The sequence below is a fragment of the Anaerocolumna sp. MB42-C2 genome (genome assembly GCF_030913705.1).
Taxonomy (GTDB): Bacteria; Bacillota; Clostridia; order Lachnospirales; family Lachnospiraceae; genus Anaerocolumna.
On sequence record NZ_CP133190.1, the window covers coordinates 4,850,560 to 4,866,487 of the forward strand.

Consider the following 15,928-nt stretch of genomic DNA (forward strand, 5'->3'; position numbering starts at 1 on the left):
TATAATCCTGGTTTTACGGTTTGTTGTAAAGCTTTCTGTAATCGCCAGGGGTTATATTGATATATTTTTTAAAGAATCGCTGATAGCTCTGAGCATTGTTATAACCAACTTTTTCCGATATCTCGCCCAAAGTCAGAAAAGTATTGGTCAGATATTCTTTGCTTTTATTGATTCGTACATTATTAAGATAATCCGTTAATGTAACACCGGTTCTTGTACGGAAAATTTTGCTAAGATAGGAATAACTGATATCCAGATGATCTGCAACATCCGTAATATTCATATCACGCATATAATATTCATCCAGATATTTTTTAGCCAATTCGCAATAATTCTTCTCTTTGGCATCACTGTTCTTATATTGAAAACTGATAAGGTTTAATGTTTTTTTGATAAACTGCATCATCTCAATTAAGGTTTTATTATCATTTATAGCCTGTATCAGATTGACTTCCAATAATTTACCAAAATGTAACTCGTGATCTAAATCCACCATTACACGGGAACAAACCTCTTTTACCTGAGATACATTTTGTATGGAGTTCAAAATAGTTTGTAATTGTTGAAACATAGTGTCCACCTCCGATTCATTTTGAGACACAATGCTTCTGATAAAAGAAGTATTCATATTCAACAGTTTATTATATATCTCACCGCTGTCATTGAATTTAACCACTCTCTCATCGGTTATAATTTCATTTTTCCAGTTGAAAAAGTAGGAATTCACAATTAAATCAAGACAATTATGAAACTGCGGAATGATTTCCTCCACTTTTTTTATTGGATGGCTAATAGCAAAATAAACATTCTGATCCGTTAATTTTATCACCGTGTCTGTAATTACTTTTCTGGTTTGTTCCACACTTTCTCTTTCATTTCCTACGTATAGCAGAACTAAATTATCTTCTTCAATTTGGGTCAGAATACCTTTCATGGAGGATTGGAGATAAGTTCTCAGTACTTCCTGCAGGTTCAAACGAAACAACATTTCCTCGTCAACGGACATGGCTTTATTGGTAATATCAATTTTTAATATTAACATTTCACAAAAACCGTTACCCTTCTCGTCAAACAGAAAAGGATGATCTTGTAAAAAATCTTTCTGACATTGGTAATTTTCCAAAAAATTTCGAAAACGGAAGGTTTTACTTATTTCATCAAATTGTTTAAGATTAAGCCTGGCGTTGGAATTAAAGTTATTCAATTCCAGGAAAACTTGTTTCAGCATGTCAATATCATCATAAATATTTTCTTTGTGTAAACTATTGGAATTATCGGCAATTTCTATATAGAGTGTATTAATTGGCTGATAAAGTCTTTTTGCCATATATACGGATATGACTAATAAAAAAAGTGTAAGTCCGATACAAATAAGAAAAATGTATTTTCCTAAATATTGAGCTTCTTGATATGAGTTATGTAATGGATAAGAGGTAACACAATAAATTCCGAAATCCAGGGATTTCATGAAATAAATGCGGTTATTTTGCATAATATAAGCCACGCCGTTTTTCATAACATCGGAAGAAAGTCTAAGGAGGTTTTCAGAAGCCGTATAACTGCATTTACCATCGATTAATTGTCCGCTTTCATCAAGGAAGAAAAATTCCTGGTTGTCATTATAAAGATTATAAGAATCTGCAATTTCATTATATAACCTGTCAATACTTATGTTAGCTGCCAGGTAAAAGTCCGGTTTTCCTTTTATAATATACGTAAAGACTAATTGATTAAACTCACTGTATAAGGTATTGAATTTTTTTAACAGTTTTTCATTATCAAAAGCATATCTAAGAGGAAGTTGTTGAACGCTGTAAATTTCTTCATTAACATCCCTCATCCAAGTAGTATCATAAAACTCCTCAAAATTATATTTCCCTGATTTGGAGTTATAAATTTTACCTGTTAGTTTGTCATAAAAATAGACGGAGAAAATTAGATGGTATTTCTCAGTCATAGAATACAGGCGTTTAACTATCATGGATAAATCACCGGTATAATCACCGGAATAAGTATAAGTACTGTATTTTTGTTCTCTTGATTCTGTGGCAACCTCCAGTTTTATGGTTTTCACTCTTTGATTAATACCGGATGCAATCTCGTTTAGGGTAATGGATTTTTCCTGATGAAATTTCTGTGCTGCCTGGTGTGAAATCATGGTATACCAGATAACTCCCAGGATACATATGGGGATTAAGATAAGAAAAATATTAGACAAAACAATTTTGTATAAGTAACGCGGAAAGCCTTTCCATTTTCTTTTCTTATATTCGTTTAATTTTTCTTTTAACATAAAATAGCCCCCATAATTACCCATTAAATGTAAAAATATTTCCAGTACATTAGCTAAAGTATAACATAATTCAGGAGTTATTTTCAAGTTTGACGATAATTATACATTGGAATAATAGATTTTGATGGTCCTGGATAGTTTTTCATAGTTATAAATCGAATCGTACGGTTGTAATTCATCGGTTAGTTTAATAGGATGATTTTATCAAGGTTATTTGTTTTTATGGGTTAAGCAGTATCTGTTTAAAGGGTGGAAGAAAATTTAGATTATGAAAGGATGCCACACAGTAATTCTTACACTCCTTTTAGTGGCAGTACCTCAGATGAATCTGCGGTATTTATTTGGTATAAAATATGAGAATAAAAAAATTAAATCAAGACCGAACCAGAGCCGAAACGGGATGCAAACCAATTTGGTTCTATCTATGGAGGGATAAATGGCTTTATTTAATGTTAGTACCGGTTATTGTATACTACATCGTATTTAAGTATATACCGATGTATGGTTTGACCATCGCATTTAAAGATTATAATGTTTTTAAAGGAATAAACGCAAGTGCATGGGCTGGATTGGAAAACTTTAAAAAGGTTTTTTCTACAGATTTATTTTGGCTATCCACCAGAAATACCTTAGTACTTAACCTTACGACCCTTTTGGTAAATTTTCCGCTTACTATTTTAATTGCTTTAATGCTCAATGAAATCCGCTCTTTGACGTTTAAGAAAATATCACAATCCTTTTTGTATCTTCCCCATTTTATATCATGGGTAGTGGTTGCAGGTATTGCTACAAATCTATTCTCACAGACGGATGGCAGTATCAATAACTTTCTCACCGGATTGGGGTTTAATTCTGTTCCTTTTTTAAATAACAGCGGATGGTGGATATTTACATATGTAATAAGTAATGTATGGAAAGAAATAGGGTGGGGAACCATTATTTATCTGGCTGCCATAGCCGGAATTGACGAATCCTTATATGAAGCAGCTTATATAGACGGAGCAACCAAATTTCAGCGTATCTATTTTATCACTTTACCAATGATTAAATCAGTAGTCATTGTCATGCTTATTCTTTCCATCAGCAAAATGATGAGTATCGGTTTAGATGCGCCCCTGCTTTTAGGGAATACAAAAGTTATCAATGTATCGGAAGTAATAAGTACCTATATTTACCGGTTAGGTATCGTTAAAGCAGAGTACAGCTTATCAACGGTAATTGGATTGTTCCAGTCTGTTGTTAACATAATTATTCTTTTCTTTGCTGACCGCTTCGCAAAAAGCATCGGAGAAGAGGGAATTATATAGGGAGGACTTGTAATCTTATGATAAGTAAAAGAAAAAAAGGAAAAAAATTGAATTCCATTTCTCTTGGTACGGTGTTAAATTATACGGTGTTGACTATTATAGTTATTATTTGTTTATATCCGTTTTTAAATGTAGTTGCTTATTCCTTAAGCAGTAACAGAGCGGTATTATCAGGAAAAGTTACCTTTTTGCCCATAGAATTTCAGATAGATGCTTATAAGGATATTATTCACAGAGGGCAAATATGGATTTCCATGAGAGTAACGGTATTGGTAACACTGTTAGGAACCGCTCTTGGACTTATTCTTACTATATTCGCAGCATATGCGCTTTCCAAGGATAAGCTTAAAGGACGTAAATGGATTTCCGGGTTGATCCTGTTTACCATGTATTTCAGCGGTGGTATTATTCCGACTTTTCTGGTGGTAAAGGAATTAGGGATGTTTGACCAGCTTACCGCTCTTTATATCCCAACAGCCGTAAGTGTATTTAACTTCATCGTTATGAGAACCTTTTTCAGGGAACTTCCTGACAGTCTTGAAGAAGCTGCATATCTGGACGGTGCATCCGATGTACAGATCCTCTGGAAAATTGTACTACCGCTGTCTTTGCCGATTATTGCAACGATAGGTCTCTTTTACGCAGTTTCATATTGGAATGATTATTTTAATGCGCTGATTTATATTCAGTCGCCTGAAAAATTTACACTTCAGCTTCGATTAAGAAGTCTCCTTTTTGCAGATGAACTGGGAACTGCCGGAAGCGAAGGGCTGGGATCCCAGGTTATGGCTGAATCTCTGAAAATGGCATGTATTGTAGTAGGTACAATTCCTATACTAATTGTTTATCCATGGCTTCAAAAGTATTTTGTTAAGGGTGTTATGCTTGGTGCTGTAAAAGGTTAACAGTACCTGCTAAATATACACTAAATATCATTTTAGGAGGAAGGTATATGAAAAAGGCAAGAAAAATACTGGCATTATTGCTGGTTCTGGTAACCGTGCTCAGTATGGCTGGATGCGGTAAAGGCGGGGAAAAATCCCAAAGCACTAATGCAGCCGGTACAACGGAAGGGGCGGGTGCCTCATCGGATGTTGCGTCTGAAACTTCGGGAGAAAGCGGGGACAGTAAGTTTTCGACCACATATGGATCAAAGAAGTTTGATAATGTTACAATTACTGTGGAAGTGTTTGACAGAAGTAACGCACCGGAGGGCAGCACTGTTATTGACAACAAATGGACGAAGTATATCAATGAGGAAATGAATAAAGTAGGGATTACCGTTAAATTTGTTGCTGTTCCAAGAGCAGAAGAATTAAATAAAACACAGCTTATGATGGCGTCGGGTACCGCCGCGGACATTATGATCTGTTATACTGCTTCTGTAGTGGAAGGCTTTTATAATGACGGAGGTACTTTTGATCTGGCTCCCTATGTGGACGGTGCCGACCAGGCCAAAAACATGAAAGAGTATATCGGAAAAGAATGTTTAGATCTGGGACGGAATAAGGACGGTGCTTTATGGGGGATTGCAGCAAGACGTTCCACAACGGCTAACTCCAATATTTTTATTCGCAAGGACTGGCTGGAGGAAATCGGTTTACAAATCCCTACTACAGTTGACGAACTGTATAACGTACTGAAAGCATTTAAACAAAAACATCCGGATGCTTTTGCATCAGGTTTTTCAACCAATACGAAATCTAGTGATCCACATGGAGTAATGTCTCTTGCTTTTCTAAAGAACGTTGCAGATGAGAAAACTTATGATATTGAAGCCGGTTCTGCAACTGATTTAATTTACGCGGATACAGGGTATGGGGAATATTTTAAATGGATAAATAAATTGTATAACGAAGGGCTTATGGACCCGGAATATTATGTAAATGCAACAAACGATAATGCTTTAAAAGAAGATTTTGTAAACAGTAAAATCGGTTGTTTCGAATCCAATGTAAACTACAATGTAGACAACCTTCGAGGCAGCCTGTTAAAAGCATTACAGTCTACTGACCCTAAAGCGGATGTAATCAGTATCCCGCCTGTGAAGAATATTAATGATGGGGTCATTTATAATAAAAACTATCCAATCAACGGTGCTTACCTGTTTATACCAAAATCTGCTAAAAATGTAGAAGCTGCGGTTACTTATCTGGATTGGTTAGGCACCAAGGAAGGCGGTTTCACCTTATTCCATGGCGTCGAAGGAGAACACTTTAAATATGATGATCAGGGTGTTCCTTGTGTCATTGATGCCGATTATAATGCAAAAGATAAAGATTGGACCAGACATGACTTATTTTTAATCGGTAATCAAGGCTATTATAAAACAGCAGACGAATTCGCGGCTGCTACCTCCAAAGAAGCACCTGGATATGAAAATTATGTACTTGATAATTATAAAAATGCGGTTGCAGGAACCATTCGATTTGATCCGACCTTTACTGCGCCTACCTATACGGAAAAAAATACAGAGATCAGTGTAATCAGGGATGAGTATTTTGTAAAACTGGTAACCTGCGCCCCGGATAAATTTGATGCAACCTTAGAAGAGTTTAAGGAAAAATTAAAAAATGTTGGTTATGATGATATTATTAAGGAGCGTACAGAATATTATGACAATCAGTATGCGAGTAAATAATATCTGCAGAACCAAACAGTGGAATAATAGGTAATCTGCTGAGGCTGTCGCCGGAATAATAATTCATTTTCTATAATTTATTATTTCAGCAACAGCCTTTATAACGGAAAATAAAATCGAATTATTATTCAATTTAATGCAATTATGTATCATTGATTTTAAATTCACAAATTACTATAATAAGCTTATTAAAGTAAACTATAATAAAGAAGATTTCAGCAGTTATTATAGCTTGAAGAATCATTACTTGTATGCCCATTTAATAAATTCACTGAAAGGAATAACATACATATGAACAATAATCCGATTATATACTCTGATTTCCCCGATCCGGATGTTATCAGGGTACAAGACACCTATTATATGATTAGCACTACCATGCATTTTATGCCGGGGGGAGTAATATTACGCTCCTTTGATTTAATCCATTGGGAGATAATCAGCCACGTATATGATGAACTAGATAATACTCCCGGGCAGAGACTTGCCGGTGATTCAAGCATCTATGGTAAAGGGATGTGGGCGGCATCACTCCGCTATCATAAAGGTACTTTTTATGTATGTTTTGTAGCCAATGATACGGGAAAGACATATCTCTATCACTCCGAGGATATTATGGGGCCCTGGAGAAAACAAAATGTCAGGGGATTTTACCATGACTGTTCCCTGCTTTTTGATGACGATGACAGGGTATACATCGTTTACGGTAATAAGGAAATCTATCTGACGGAATTGGATGCTGATTTAAACGGTCCAAAGATTAACGGCCTTCACCGTATGATCGTAAAAGATAAAGAGGATATTCGATTGGGATATGAGGGCAGTCATTTATACAAAATATACGGAAAATATTATATATTTTTCATCCATTGGCTGTCTGACGGAACCGGACGGAGAGTGGAGTCCTGCTTTTCTTCGGAATCTTTGGAGGGTGAGTTTACCGGAGGGGACATCCTGGATGATGATATGGGTTATAACAATGCCGGGGTTGCCCAGGGAGGAATCGTTGATACGCCGGATGGAGAGTGGTATGCCATGTTATTTCAGGACCATGGCGCAATAGGACGTATTCCTGTACTGGTACCGGTGTTTTGGGTAGATGATTTTCCTGTTATGGGAATTGAGGGAAAGGTCCCATTAAATATAGAAGTGAAAAGTACCCGGCCCGGTTACGTTTATAAACCTCTTACGGAAAGTGACAGTTTTTATTACGAACCGGATGAGAATGGGGAGGTACATTTAAAAAATGTATGGGAATGGAACCATACCCCGGAGCATACTTTATGGTCGTTAACGGAGAAGCCGGGAGTACTTCGGATTCATTCCGGTAAAATAAGTCCGAATGTGGGACTGGCGGTAAACACCTTAACCCAGCGTATGACGGGACCGGCCTGTGAGATGACGGTAACGGTTGACGGCGGCAGGCTTAAGAACGGGGATTATGCAGGAATCTGTGCCTTACAGGGCTGTTATGGATTCATTGCATTAACAAAAGAAGAAGAGAAATATTATCTGGTTATGGTAGCAAAAGAACTGGACCCTGTGGAGAGTATATGGGGGGAACCGGGAGGAGACAGAAAGCCCGGCAGAGAATTTGGGCGGATTCCATTTTTGGGCAATAAGGTTACCCTAAAGGTTTATGCTGATTTTGAAACTAATGTTGATACAGCAGAATTCTATTACCTGGATAAGGGACAGTGGAACAGACTAGGAATCAAACACCAATTATATTTCAGGCTGGATCATTTTACGGGCTGCCGGGTTGGATTATTCCTGTACTCCACCAAGGAAACCGGCGGTATGGCCGATTATTATAATTTCATATATGGTTGTTTGAAATAATAAAGTGTCTCCATCTGCAGCCGAAAGAAAACTTCTGCTGTAAATAAAGGCATTCATCTAATGGTATACCATAGACATATTTAGTTTATGATATACCATTTTTCAGTTTAATAATTAATATTGATATGATTGTTCCGGTATTCTGTGGGTGATATGTTCATGATTTTCTTAAAGGTATTACTAAAATAATAGATATCATTAAAGCCGGTAAGTGCAGCGACTTCACTTACATTATGCTCACTTAGCTGCAGAAGATTGGCGGCTTTGTTGATACGCACCTGAGTTATGAATTCTTGAATAGTTTTATGCGTTTCCTTTTTAAAAAGCGCACCGCAATAAACCGGATTTAGGTTGACTAGTTTTGCCATCTCTGCAACGGTAATAGGCTCCTGATAATACTCGATAACATATTTCTTTATGGTTCTGATATGAGGGTTTTCATCAGTTACATTTTTTTGGTATAAAAGTTTGTATAAAATCATACCAAAAAGTGCCTGGCATTTTAACTGGTATCCTTCGGTTTGCAATAACCACTCATATTTAATGGAGTTAAACAAGGGTTCGAAATCGGTTAAATCCACACCGGAGGTTACATGAGGGAGGTTTAACGGCAGATCTTTCTCATCGGTTATAAAGTCAATCGAAACGCAAGTCATACCGGTGGTACTGGCAATCCGTGAGCTTCCAGGCTGAATGCAGATCACATCTCCGGCTTCAACATGGTAACGGTTATTATCGATTATGTAATCTGCTGAGCCTTTTTGTACAAATACTAAGTCACAAAAATTAATATGTCTTCCATTTAACTTCCAATTAGTAGAGCATTCTTTCTGGACAAAATATATCATAGTCGGATAAACTGAGAAATTCACTTGTAGTCTCCTTTCGATAATACAATACGGTATTAGTATAACATATTTTGTAAAAGATTAAAAACATCTTTAATTATTATAAATTTAATATATTCCATTTATGGAAAAAATTTTTTATAATTAGTAAAATACATCTATAAATCATATTATTTAAAATACCTTAAGGAGAAAATCATGATTAGAGTAGCAATAATAGGAACCGGCAATATATCGCCGTCTCACATCAAGGCTTATCTGGCATTTCCGGACAGATGCAGAATTACGGCTCTCTGCGATATTTATCCGGAGAAGTGCAAGGTAAAAGCAGAAGAATTTAGTTTGGATGTGGAAATCTTTGATTCACACAAAGAATTATTAGAAAAAGCTGACTTTGATTTAGTAAGCATTTGTACGCCTCCTTTTTGCCATGCTGAAATAGCAATTGACTGTTTAAATGCGGGAAAAAATGTTATAGTAGAAAAACCTATGGCAGCTTCCCTGGAAGAGTGTGACAGGATGATAGAAGCGCAAAAGCAAAATAATAAGGTTTTGGCAGTAATTGCACAGAACCGTTTCAAGGATTCCATATGGAACCTAAAGAAGATACTGGACAGCGGTAAGATCGGAAGAGTGCTTCATGCCCAGATTGATTCCCACTGGTGGCGGGGACACTGCTATTATGACCTGTGGTGGCGTGGCCTTTGGGAAAAAGAAGGGGGTGGCTGTACCTTAAATCATGCGGTACATCATATTGATATGCTGGGATGGATGCTTGGCTTACCACTGAAAGTACAGGCCCTGTTAAGTAATGCGGCCCATGATAATGCGGAGGTCGAAGATATCTCCATAGCAGCTCTCCAGTATGAAAAAGGTGCGGTTGCACAAATCACCAGTTCTGTAATTCATCACGGTGAAGAACAGCAAATCATATTTCAGGGAGAAAAAGCAAGAATATCTGCACCCTGGAAAGTGAGGGCTTCCGTTTCTGCTTCTAACGGATTCCCGGAAAGAGCGGAGGGTCTGGAGAAAGAGTTAACGAAAGAGTTCGAAAGCCTGCCACCTCTTGCCCATACCGGACATGAAGGAGAAATTGAAGATGTATTAGCGGCACTTGAAACCGGGCGGCAGCCGCTGATTACAGGAGAAAGCGGTCGTCTGACCATAGAGCTTATCACCGCAATCTATAAAGCAGGTTTTGAACAAAAAACGGTTACGTTACCCATTAAAAGAGAAGATCCGTATTATACCGCTAAGGGTATACAAGAACATGCGATTCATTTCTATAATAAAACTGCTTCTGTTGCAAATTTTGACAATGAGAAAATTACGGTTGGAAGCAATTATGATAACAAGGAGAGTTAATTATGCAGAATAAAGACGGATTTAACTATATGCCGAAAGGAAAACCGAATCCGGTTGTAAAAAAAGGAGAATTCATGTTTGCTGCAGTTGGTCTGGATCACGGACATATCGGCGGTATGTGTAACGGACTAATAGAGGCTGGAGGAACCTTAAAATGGATTTATGATCCGGATCCTAAGAAGCTGGATACTTATTGTGTTATGTATCCTCAGGCAAAACGTGCCCGCAGTGAAGAAGAAGTTCTAAGTGATCAGGAAGTCCGTTTGGTAGCAGGTGCCGCAGTGACTTCGGAACGTTGTGCATTGGGACTGCGGGTTATGGATGCCGGGAAAGATTATTTTACGGATAAAGCGCCGCTTACTACCCTGGAACAACTGGAAATGGCCAAAGCAAAAGTGAAAGAAACCGGCAGAAAATATGCGGTTTATTACAGTGAGAGAATTCATGTAGAAGATGCCGTATTTGCCGGTCAGCTGATTGAGCAGGGAGCAATCGGTAAAGTAATCCAGACCATTGGCATGGGACCGCACCGGCTTAGTGCACCGGGAAGGCCGGAGTGGTTTTTCAAAAAAGAAAAATACGGTGGAATTTTATGCGATATCGGAAGTCATCAGATAGAACAGTTTCTTTTTTATACCGGAGCAAAGGATGCGGCAGTCGTCCGCAGTCAGATAGCGAATTATGCGCACCCTAATTATCCGGAGCTGGATGACTTCGGAGATGCTGTTTTAGTGGCAGATAATGGAGCCAGCGGTTATTTCAGAGTGGACTGGTTTACACCGGATGGGCTTTCCAACTGGGGTGACGGAAGAACTTTTATTCTGGGTACACAGGGTTATATTGAGCTGCGAAAATATGTCAATATCGGTATAGCACCTAAGGGTGGAAAAGTATTTCTGGCAAATCAGAAGGAAGAAACTACATATGATATTGAGGGAAAAATAGGATATCCGTATTTCGGACAACTAATTTTGGATTGTATGCATCGAACAGAAGATGCAATGACCCAGGAACATGCGTTTAAAGCAGCGGAATTATGTGTTAAGGCACAGATGCAGTCAGTAAAACTTAAATAGATAAAACGATGTATAAAACATAAAAACAGCCAATTCAGAAGACAGATATATTTTATATCTTTTAAATTGGTTGTTTTTATATGTTTAGTAAAATAGATTCCGAAGAATACGAAAAGAGATTCATTTTTTTCGAAATGCACCGGGGGTAATTCCTGTGGTTTTCTTAAATTGTCTGATAAAGTGGTATACTTCATTATAACCAAGTTCCTGGGCAATCTGTTTTACCGGAAGTTCTGTTGAAGTTAATAGAATTTTAGCCTGGGCGATCTTTGCATTAATTACATCGGTAATACAGGTTATACCGAACGCTTTTTTATACATAACCTGAAAATATGCATGGGATAGATGGGCCAACCCCGCCAGTTCTTCAATCTTCCAGTTTTTTTCCGGTGAATTCAAAATCTGGTTTCTGACTGTTAACAAATCATCATAATGAGGAATGTTGACAGTCTGTTTCTGATACTGATTCCATTCATCTCCAACCTTGATCATCAAGATTTTAATTAATAAGGTAAATACTTTACTGGAGTTTTTGTTTTCCGGGTTAAATTCTTTCTCAATCAGTCTTAATATATCCTGAATAAAACTATCATTCGATACCGGTAGAGGGATATTCAAAGGAAATGTCAATTCTTTTAGAAAAGCTTCCCGCTCATCCGGTGCAAAATGCAGATAATCGTCTATATAACTGGTACCGGTAGGAAAATACTTGTGGGGAGTATTACTGTCAAGAAGTACAGCGGAAGGACTGGTGACAGTGTACACCTGGTTTCCTGCTACAAATGTGCAGGGGGTTTTTAGATAAAGAAATAAAAAATCGATTCTTCCGCTTGGCCTGTCCATCACAAAACTGCTGTCGTGTATGCTGTTAAGAGCTATATAATGGATATACATCCGTTTGCCTCCTCTTACCATTTATACAATTTAGGTAATTGCGAAACAACATAGTTATCTAAATATTCCATACAATTCATACGAATTTTATAGCTTCAGTTGCCTTTAGGGGCAAGATTCAGCTCTAAAATTGTATGAATCGCATGTCATATTAATACAAATTTTGAGTTTCGCAATTATCTATTTATACAATTATATATCAATTATTTACAATTATATAACATTGTTTATCAAATCACAAGTTTATATAATTTAACCTATAAGGGGAATAACGTTACTGTTCACTCCCCTGCAAAAGCAGCAGTTCCGTGAACTATAACACGCTTCGCGCTGCACACAAAACGCAGAGGAAGCGTTCCTACGCTGCAATTCTCCGGTTTTCTGTGATAATACACTCACAAAAAACACGTCGCGTTTATTACCTGTGAACAGTAACGGAATAACTGCACCTGTAATATCATCGAAACTGTATAAACGAAAATAAAATCTTAATATGCTTTTAGAAAGGAGACATTTTTTCATATGGCAGTTAATGATTCGTTATTAAATGTTCTATTGGTAGATGATGAACCTTTTATCAGAAAAGGTCTTAATGCTCTGATTGATTGGGAAGCAGAGGGATACTGTATCGCCGGAGAAGCTTCCAATGGAAGAAATGCGATTCAGAAACTTAATGAGCAGGAGTATGATTTGATATTATCAGATATCAAGATGCCGGAGATGGATGGAATTGAGTTTATTACTTATGTTAAAAATAATAAAATCAGCGATGCAAAATTTGTATTTTTAAGTGGGTTTTACGATTTTCGGTATGCAAAAACAGGAATACAATATGGCTGTTGTGACTACATTTTAAAACCAATTCAAAAAGACGAACTGCTTACGGCACTTCGCAGAATCATAGACGAATACCGCAGGGAAGCGGGCAGGGAGAAAGATAAAAAGGTTTATGAAAAAGCGTTTCTTGACTGTAATCTGATGGCTCTGATATGGGGAAAGTATGATGCTGTTAATTTAAATTATGTTCGGAACAAAATGAAATTATCGGAAAATGTATCCTATCTGCATTTGGAGCTATCGCTAAGGGATGAAAGATTTATATTATTATCGGATGATAAAAAAAGGGAACAGCAGAGGAAACTGTATCATTATGCAGGATTGTTATTAAAAGACCGGGCGGATCACATTATTTTTGATGTCACAAAAAATACGGAATGTTATGATATTGGAATTATATACTGTGACTTCCTTGGTAAGGACAGAAATATGTCCCAGAAAGACTGGACACTATGGCTGGTGATGGAATTAACAGGACGTATCGGATATACGATATCGGCCTGTTTTGGAAGTAAAGTCAATGGAATCTGCAATATCTCAGAATCCTACCGGGAGGCAAATATGATGCGGCTTTTTCGATTTTCCCGGAAAAGCTTGAACAATATGGTAATTACCGACAGGAAGAAAGAAACCGCTAAAGGTCTTCAACAGGATTATTTGCGTAAGGAGCTGGATGATTTAATTCATTTTATTGAAATCCGAGACCATTCTGAAATAAGTAAAAATGTAAAAGCTATATACGGACGTATGATGGATCAGGGAACGGATTCGGAAGCTGTCGGACTGAATATTCAATATCTTTTATATCGTCTGCTTGGATTGGCTTATGAACTGGATGCAAATATTAATCAGGATGAGATTATGCAATACATGAAAGATGCTGTATTTTCATCGGATAAAATTCAGGGAAATGAATTAAAGTTTTTACATTTTGCAATGGAATATGCGGATTACCTGATGCAATTAAGACAAAATACCGCGAAAGGGACTATAAATCAGATTGAAACTGAAATAGAGAATAACTATGCTAAAAATCTAAGTCTTAAATCCTTGGGGGAGAAATATTATATTAACAGCGCCTATCTGGGACAGGTATTTAAAAAAAATTACGGCTGCACCTTTAAGGATTATCTGAATACTGTACGTATCCGTAAAGCGGCAGAAACAATGCTGCGCACCAATAAGAAGATATATGAGATTGCTGAGGATGTGGGGTATAAGAATATTGAATATTTTATAAATAAATTTGAAGATATTTACGGAATGACTCCATCCAGATTCCGTAAAAGAAACCTGAATCAATAAAGATAATATAAAGAGTGTTTGAAACGGATAGAATCGTACATATCAATAATAAGATAGGATTCGAGTGTCAAAAGGTCTTTTAACCTTTATTTTATGAATGCCGGTGTATATATATTCGATTTTGCGTCGACCGGCCGAGGACACTGTTTATATTTTGTCAAGACTCTGGCCAAAAATCAAGCCAAGCGGCTTGATTTTTGAGACGTTAGGGGCTTGTAAAAAATATAGTGTTCGAGGGAAAGGCAGCTCAATTGAATATATATACACTGGTATTCATTCAAAATGCAAAATTGACCTTTTGTCACTCGAATTCTAATCAATAATAAGTATTTATAAGGAGAGGGACAATGCATAACGGTGCGTTTTACACAGGAATTTATCCAAATTTGTTTGAAGAAATCGGAATCACAAAGGAGGAGGTTGACAAAAGGATTGAAAAGACCTTTCATACCATGTTTTTTGACCCGGAAGAAAGGATATATTTTGAAAAAGGGGAAACTTTGGGGTATATGCTGGATACCGGCAACAACGATGCAAGGACGGAAGGCATGAGTTACGGAATGATGATGGCGGTTCAGATGGACAGAAAAGATATATTTGACCGTCTGTGGCTTTTTTCCAAAACTTATATGTATCAGAGCAGCGGTAAATTTAAAGGGTATTTTGCCTGGTCCGTTTCGACGGAGGGAAAGAAAAATGCAGAGGGACCTGCACCGGACGGGGAAGAATATTTTGCCATGGCGTTATTTTTTGCCAGTAAACGCTGGGGAGACGGAAAAGAACCTTTTGATTATGACAAACAGGCCAGAGAAATATTAAAACATTGCTTGCATCAGGATGAATATGTAAGTGAGGGCAGTCCCATGTGGAATCCTGCTAACTATTACATAAAGTTTGTGCCGGATGCTGAATTCTCAGACCCGTCTTATCACCTGCCTCATTTTTATGAACTTTTTGCAATAAGGGCAGCAGAAGAAGACCGGGAATTCTGGAAAAAAGCGACAGAAGCCAGCCGTAATTATATTAAATTATCCTGCCATCCGCTTACCGGAATGGCACCGGAGTATGCTGAATATGACGGTACTCCAAAGCGGCTGTTTCACGATGGACAGTTTTACTCGGATGCATACCGTGTAGCTATGAATATCGGACTGGAAGCAGCCTGGTTTGGAGAAGATGATTCACTGGGGGAGTGTGTCTGCCGCTTACAGACATTTTTTAGCGAACATACGAAGTTATTAGAATACCACAATTATCTCCTTGACGGAAGGGCTCTGGACCAACCGGCTTTACATCCGGTTGCCATAGTCGCTGCCAATGCGGCCGGATCTTTAGCTACGAAAGGAAAGTATCATCTTCAGTGGGTTAAAGATTTCTGGGATATGCCTCTTCGAAGAGGAGAACGCAGATATTATGATAATTGTCTGTATTTTTTCTCACTGCTTATGTTAGCAGGAAAATACAGGATTTATTAAGTTTTTGTCAGGCTGATTTACATAACGTACCCCTGATGAAGCCAG

Annotated in this window: 11 protein-coding genes; 8 read left to right on the forward strand and 3 right to left on the reverse strand. The window is 37.4% G+C overall.

The features are described from left to right. Positions 1 to 13 precede the first annotated feature (13 nt). Entirely contained in the window at positions 14 to 2,293 is a 2,280-nt protein-coding gene (locus RBU59_RS21485; protein WP_308144522.1) for a helix-turn-helix domain-containing protein, read from the reverse strand. Positions 2,294 to 2,646: 353 nt separating this feature from the next. On the opposite strand from RBU59_RS21485, the gene RBU59_RS21490 reads away from it, so the two are divergent. From RBU59_RS21490 to RBU59_RS21505, 4 genes are all read left to right on the forward strand, one after another. Next, complete coding sequence (locus tag RBU59_RS21490; RefSeq protein ID WP_308144523.1) at positions 2,647 to 3,600, forward strand: ABC transporter permease; 954 nt, start codon at positions 2,647 to 2,649, stop codon at positions 3,598 to 3,600. A 17-nt stretch (positions 3,601 to 3,617) separates the two neighbouring features. Then, positions 3,618 to 4,505, forward strand: a complete 888-nt coding sequence (locus RBU59_RS21495; protein WP_308144524.1) for a carbohydrate ABC transporter permease — start codon at positions 3,618 to 3,620, stop codon at positions 4,503 to 4,505. A gap of 47 nt (positions 4,506 to 4,552) precedes the next feature. Beyond that, a complete protein-coding gene (locus RBU59_RS21500; protein ID WP_308144525.1) occupies positions 4,553 to 6,241 on the forward strand; it encodes an extracellular solute-binding protein in 1,689 nt (562 codons plus the stop codon). A gap of 291 nt (positions 6,242 to 6,532) precedes the next feature. After that, positions 6,533 to 8,083 (forward strand): glycoside hydrolase family 43 protein, encoded by a 1,551-nt coding sequence (locus RBU59_RS21505; RefSeq protein ID WP_308144526.1) that lies wholly within the window; start codon positions 6,533 to 6,535, stop codon positions 8,081 to 8,083. A gap of 107 nt (positions 8,084 to 8,190) precedes the next feature. On the opposite strand, the gene RBU59_RS21510 is transcribed toward RBU59_RS21505, so the two are convergent. Beyond that, the gene (locus tag RBU59_RS21510) at positions 8,191 to 8,955 is read right to left on the reverse strand and encodes an AraC family transcriptional regulator (RefSeq protein ID WP_308144527.1); all 765 of its coding nucleotides are present in this window, start codon (positions 8,953 to 8,955) and stop codon (positions 8,191 to 8,193) included. A gap of 174 nt (positions 8,956 to 9,129) precedes the next feature. Between RBU59_RS21510 and RBU59_RS21515 the strand changes: the two genes are divergently transcribed. Next, positions 9,130 to 10,296 carry a Gfo/Idh/MocA family protein gene (locus tag RBU59_RS21515; protein WP_308144528.1) on the forward strand — a complete coding sequence of 389 codons (1,167 nt, stop codon included), beginning with the start codon at positions 9,130 to 9,132 and terminating at the stop codon, positions 10,294 to 10,296. A gap of 2 nt (positions 10,297 to 10,298) precedes the next feature. After that, positions 10,299 to 11,372 carry a Gfo/Idh/MocA family protein gene (locus RBU59_RS21520; protein WP_308144529.1) on the forward strand — a complete coding sequence of 358 codons (1,074 nt, stop codon included), beginning with the start codon at positions 10,299 to 10,301 and terminating at the stop codon, positions 11,370 to 11,372. A 120-nt stretch (positions 11,373 to 11,492) separates the two neighbouring features. On the opposite strand, the gene RBU59_RS21525 is transcribed toward RBU59_RS21520, so the two are convergent. Next, positions 11,493 to 12,266, reverse strand: a complete 774-nt coding sequence (locus RBU59_RS21525) for a helix-turn-helix transcriptional regulator (protein WP_308144530.1) — start codon at positions 12,264 to 12,266, stop codon at positions 11,493 to 11,495. Between the two features lie 522 nt (positions 12,267 to 12,788). Here RBU59_RS21525 and RBU59_RS21530 point away from each other — a divergent pair. Both RBU59_RS21530 and RBU59_RS21535 read left to right on the forward strand, forming a co-directional pair. Beyond that, the gene (locus RBU59_RS21530) at positions 12,789 to 14,408 is read left to right on the forward strand and encodes a response regulator transcription factor (protein WP_308144531.1); all 1,620 of its coding nucleotides are present in this window, start codon (positions 12,789 to 12,791) and stop codon (positions 14,406 to 14,408) included. A 347-nt stretch (positions 14,409 to 14,755) separates the two neighbouring features. Next, complete coding sequence (locus RBU59_RS21535; protein ID WP_308144532.1) at positions 14,756 to 15,883, forward strand: glycosyl hydrolase family 8; 1,128 nt, start codon at positions 14,756 to 14,758, stop codon at positions 15,881 to 15,883. Positions 15,884 to 15,928 lie beyond the last annotated feature (45 nt).

What these genes read in the sequence shown, in the direction of transcription:
- RBU59_RS21485 (WP_308144522.1), bottom strand. Translation starts at nt 2,293, where the DNA reads ATGTTAAAAGAAAAATTAAACGAATATAAGAAAAGAAAATGGAAAGGC.
- RBU59_RS21490 (WP_308144523.1), top strand. Translation starts at nt 2,647, where the DNA reads ATGAGAATAAAAAAATTAAATCAAGACCGAACCAGAGCCGAAACGGGA.
- RBU59_RS21495 (WP_308144524.1), top strand. Translation starts at nt 3,618, where the DNA reads ATGATAAGTAAAAGAAAAAAAGGAAAAAAATTGAATTCCATTTCTCTT.
- RBU59_RS21500 (WP_308144525.1), top strand. Translation starts at nt 4,553, where the DNA reads ATGAAAAAGGCAAGAAAAATACTGGCATTATTGCTGGTTCTGGTAACC.
- RBU59_RS21505 (WP_308144526.1), top strand. Translation starts at nt 6,533, where the DNA reads ATGAACAATAATCCGATTATATACTCTGATTTCCCCGATCCGGATGTT.
- RBU59_RS21515 (WP_308144528.1), top strand. Translation starts at nt 9,130, where the DNA reads ATGATTAGAGTAGCAATAATAGGAACCGGCAATATATCGCCGTCTCAC.
- RBU59_RS21520 (WP_308144529.1), top strand. Translation starts at nt 10,299, where the DNA reads ATGCAGAATAAAGACGGATTTAACTATATGCCGAAAGGAAAACCGAAT.
- RBU59_RS21525 (WP_308144530.1), bottom strand. Translation starts at nt 12,266, where the DNA reads ATGTATATCCATTATATAGCTCTTAACAGCATACACGACAGCAGTTTT.
- RBU59_RS21530 (WP_308144531.1), top strand. Translation starts at nt 12,789, where the DNA reads ATGGCAGTTAATGATTCGTTATTAAATGTTCTATTGGTAGATGATGAA.
- RBU59_RS21535 (WP_308144532.1), top strand. Translation starts at nt 14,756, where the DNA reads ATGCATAACGGTGCGTTTTACACAGGAATTTATCCAAATTTGTTTGAA.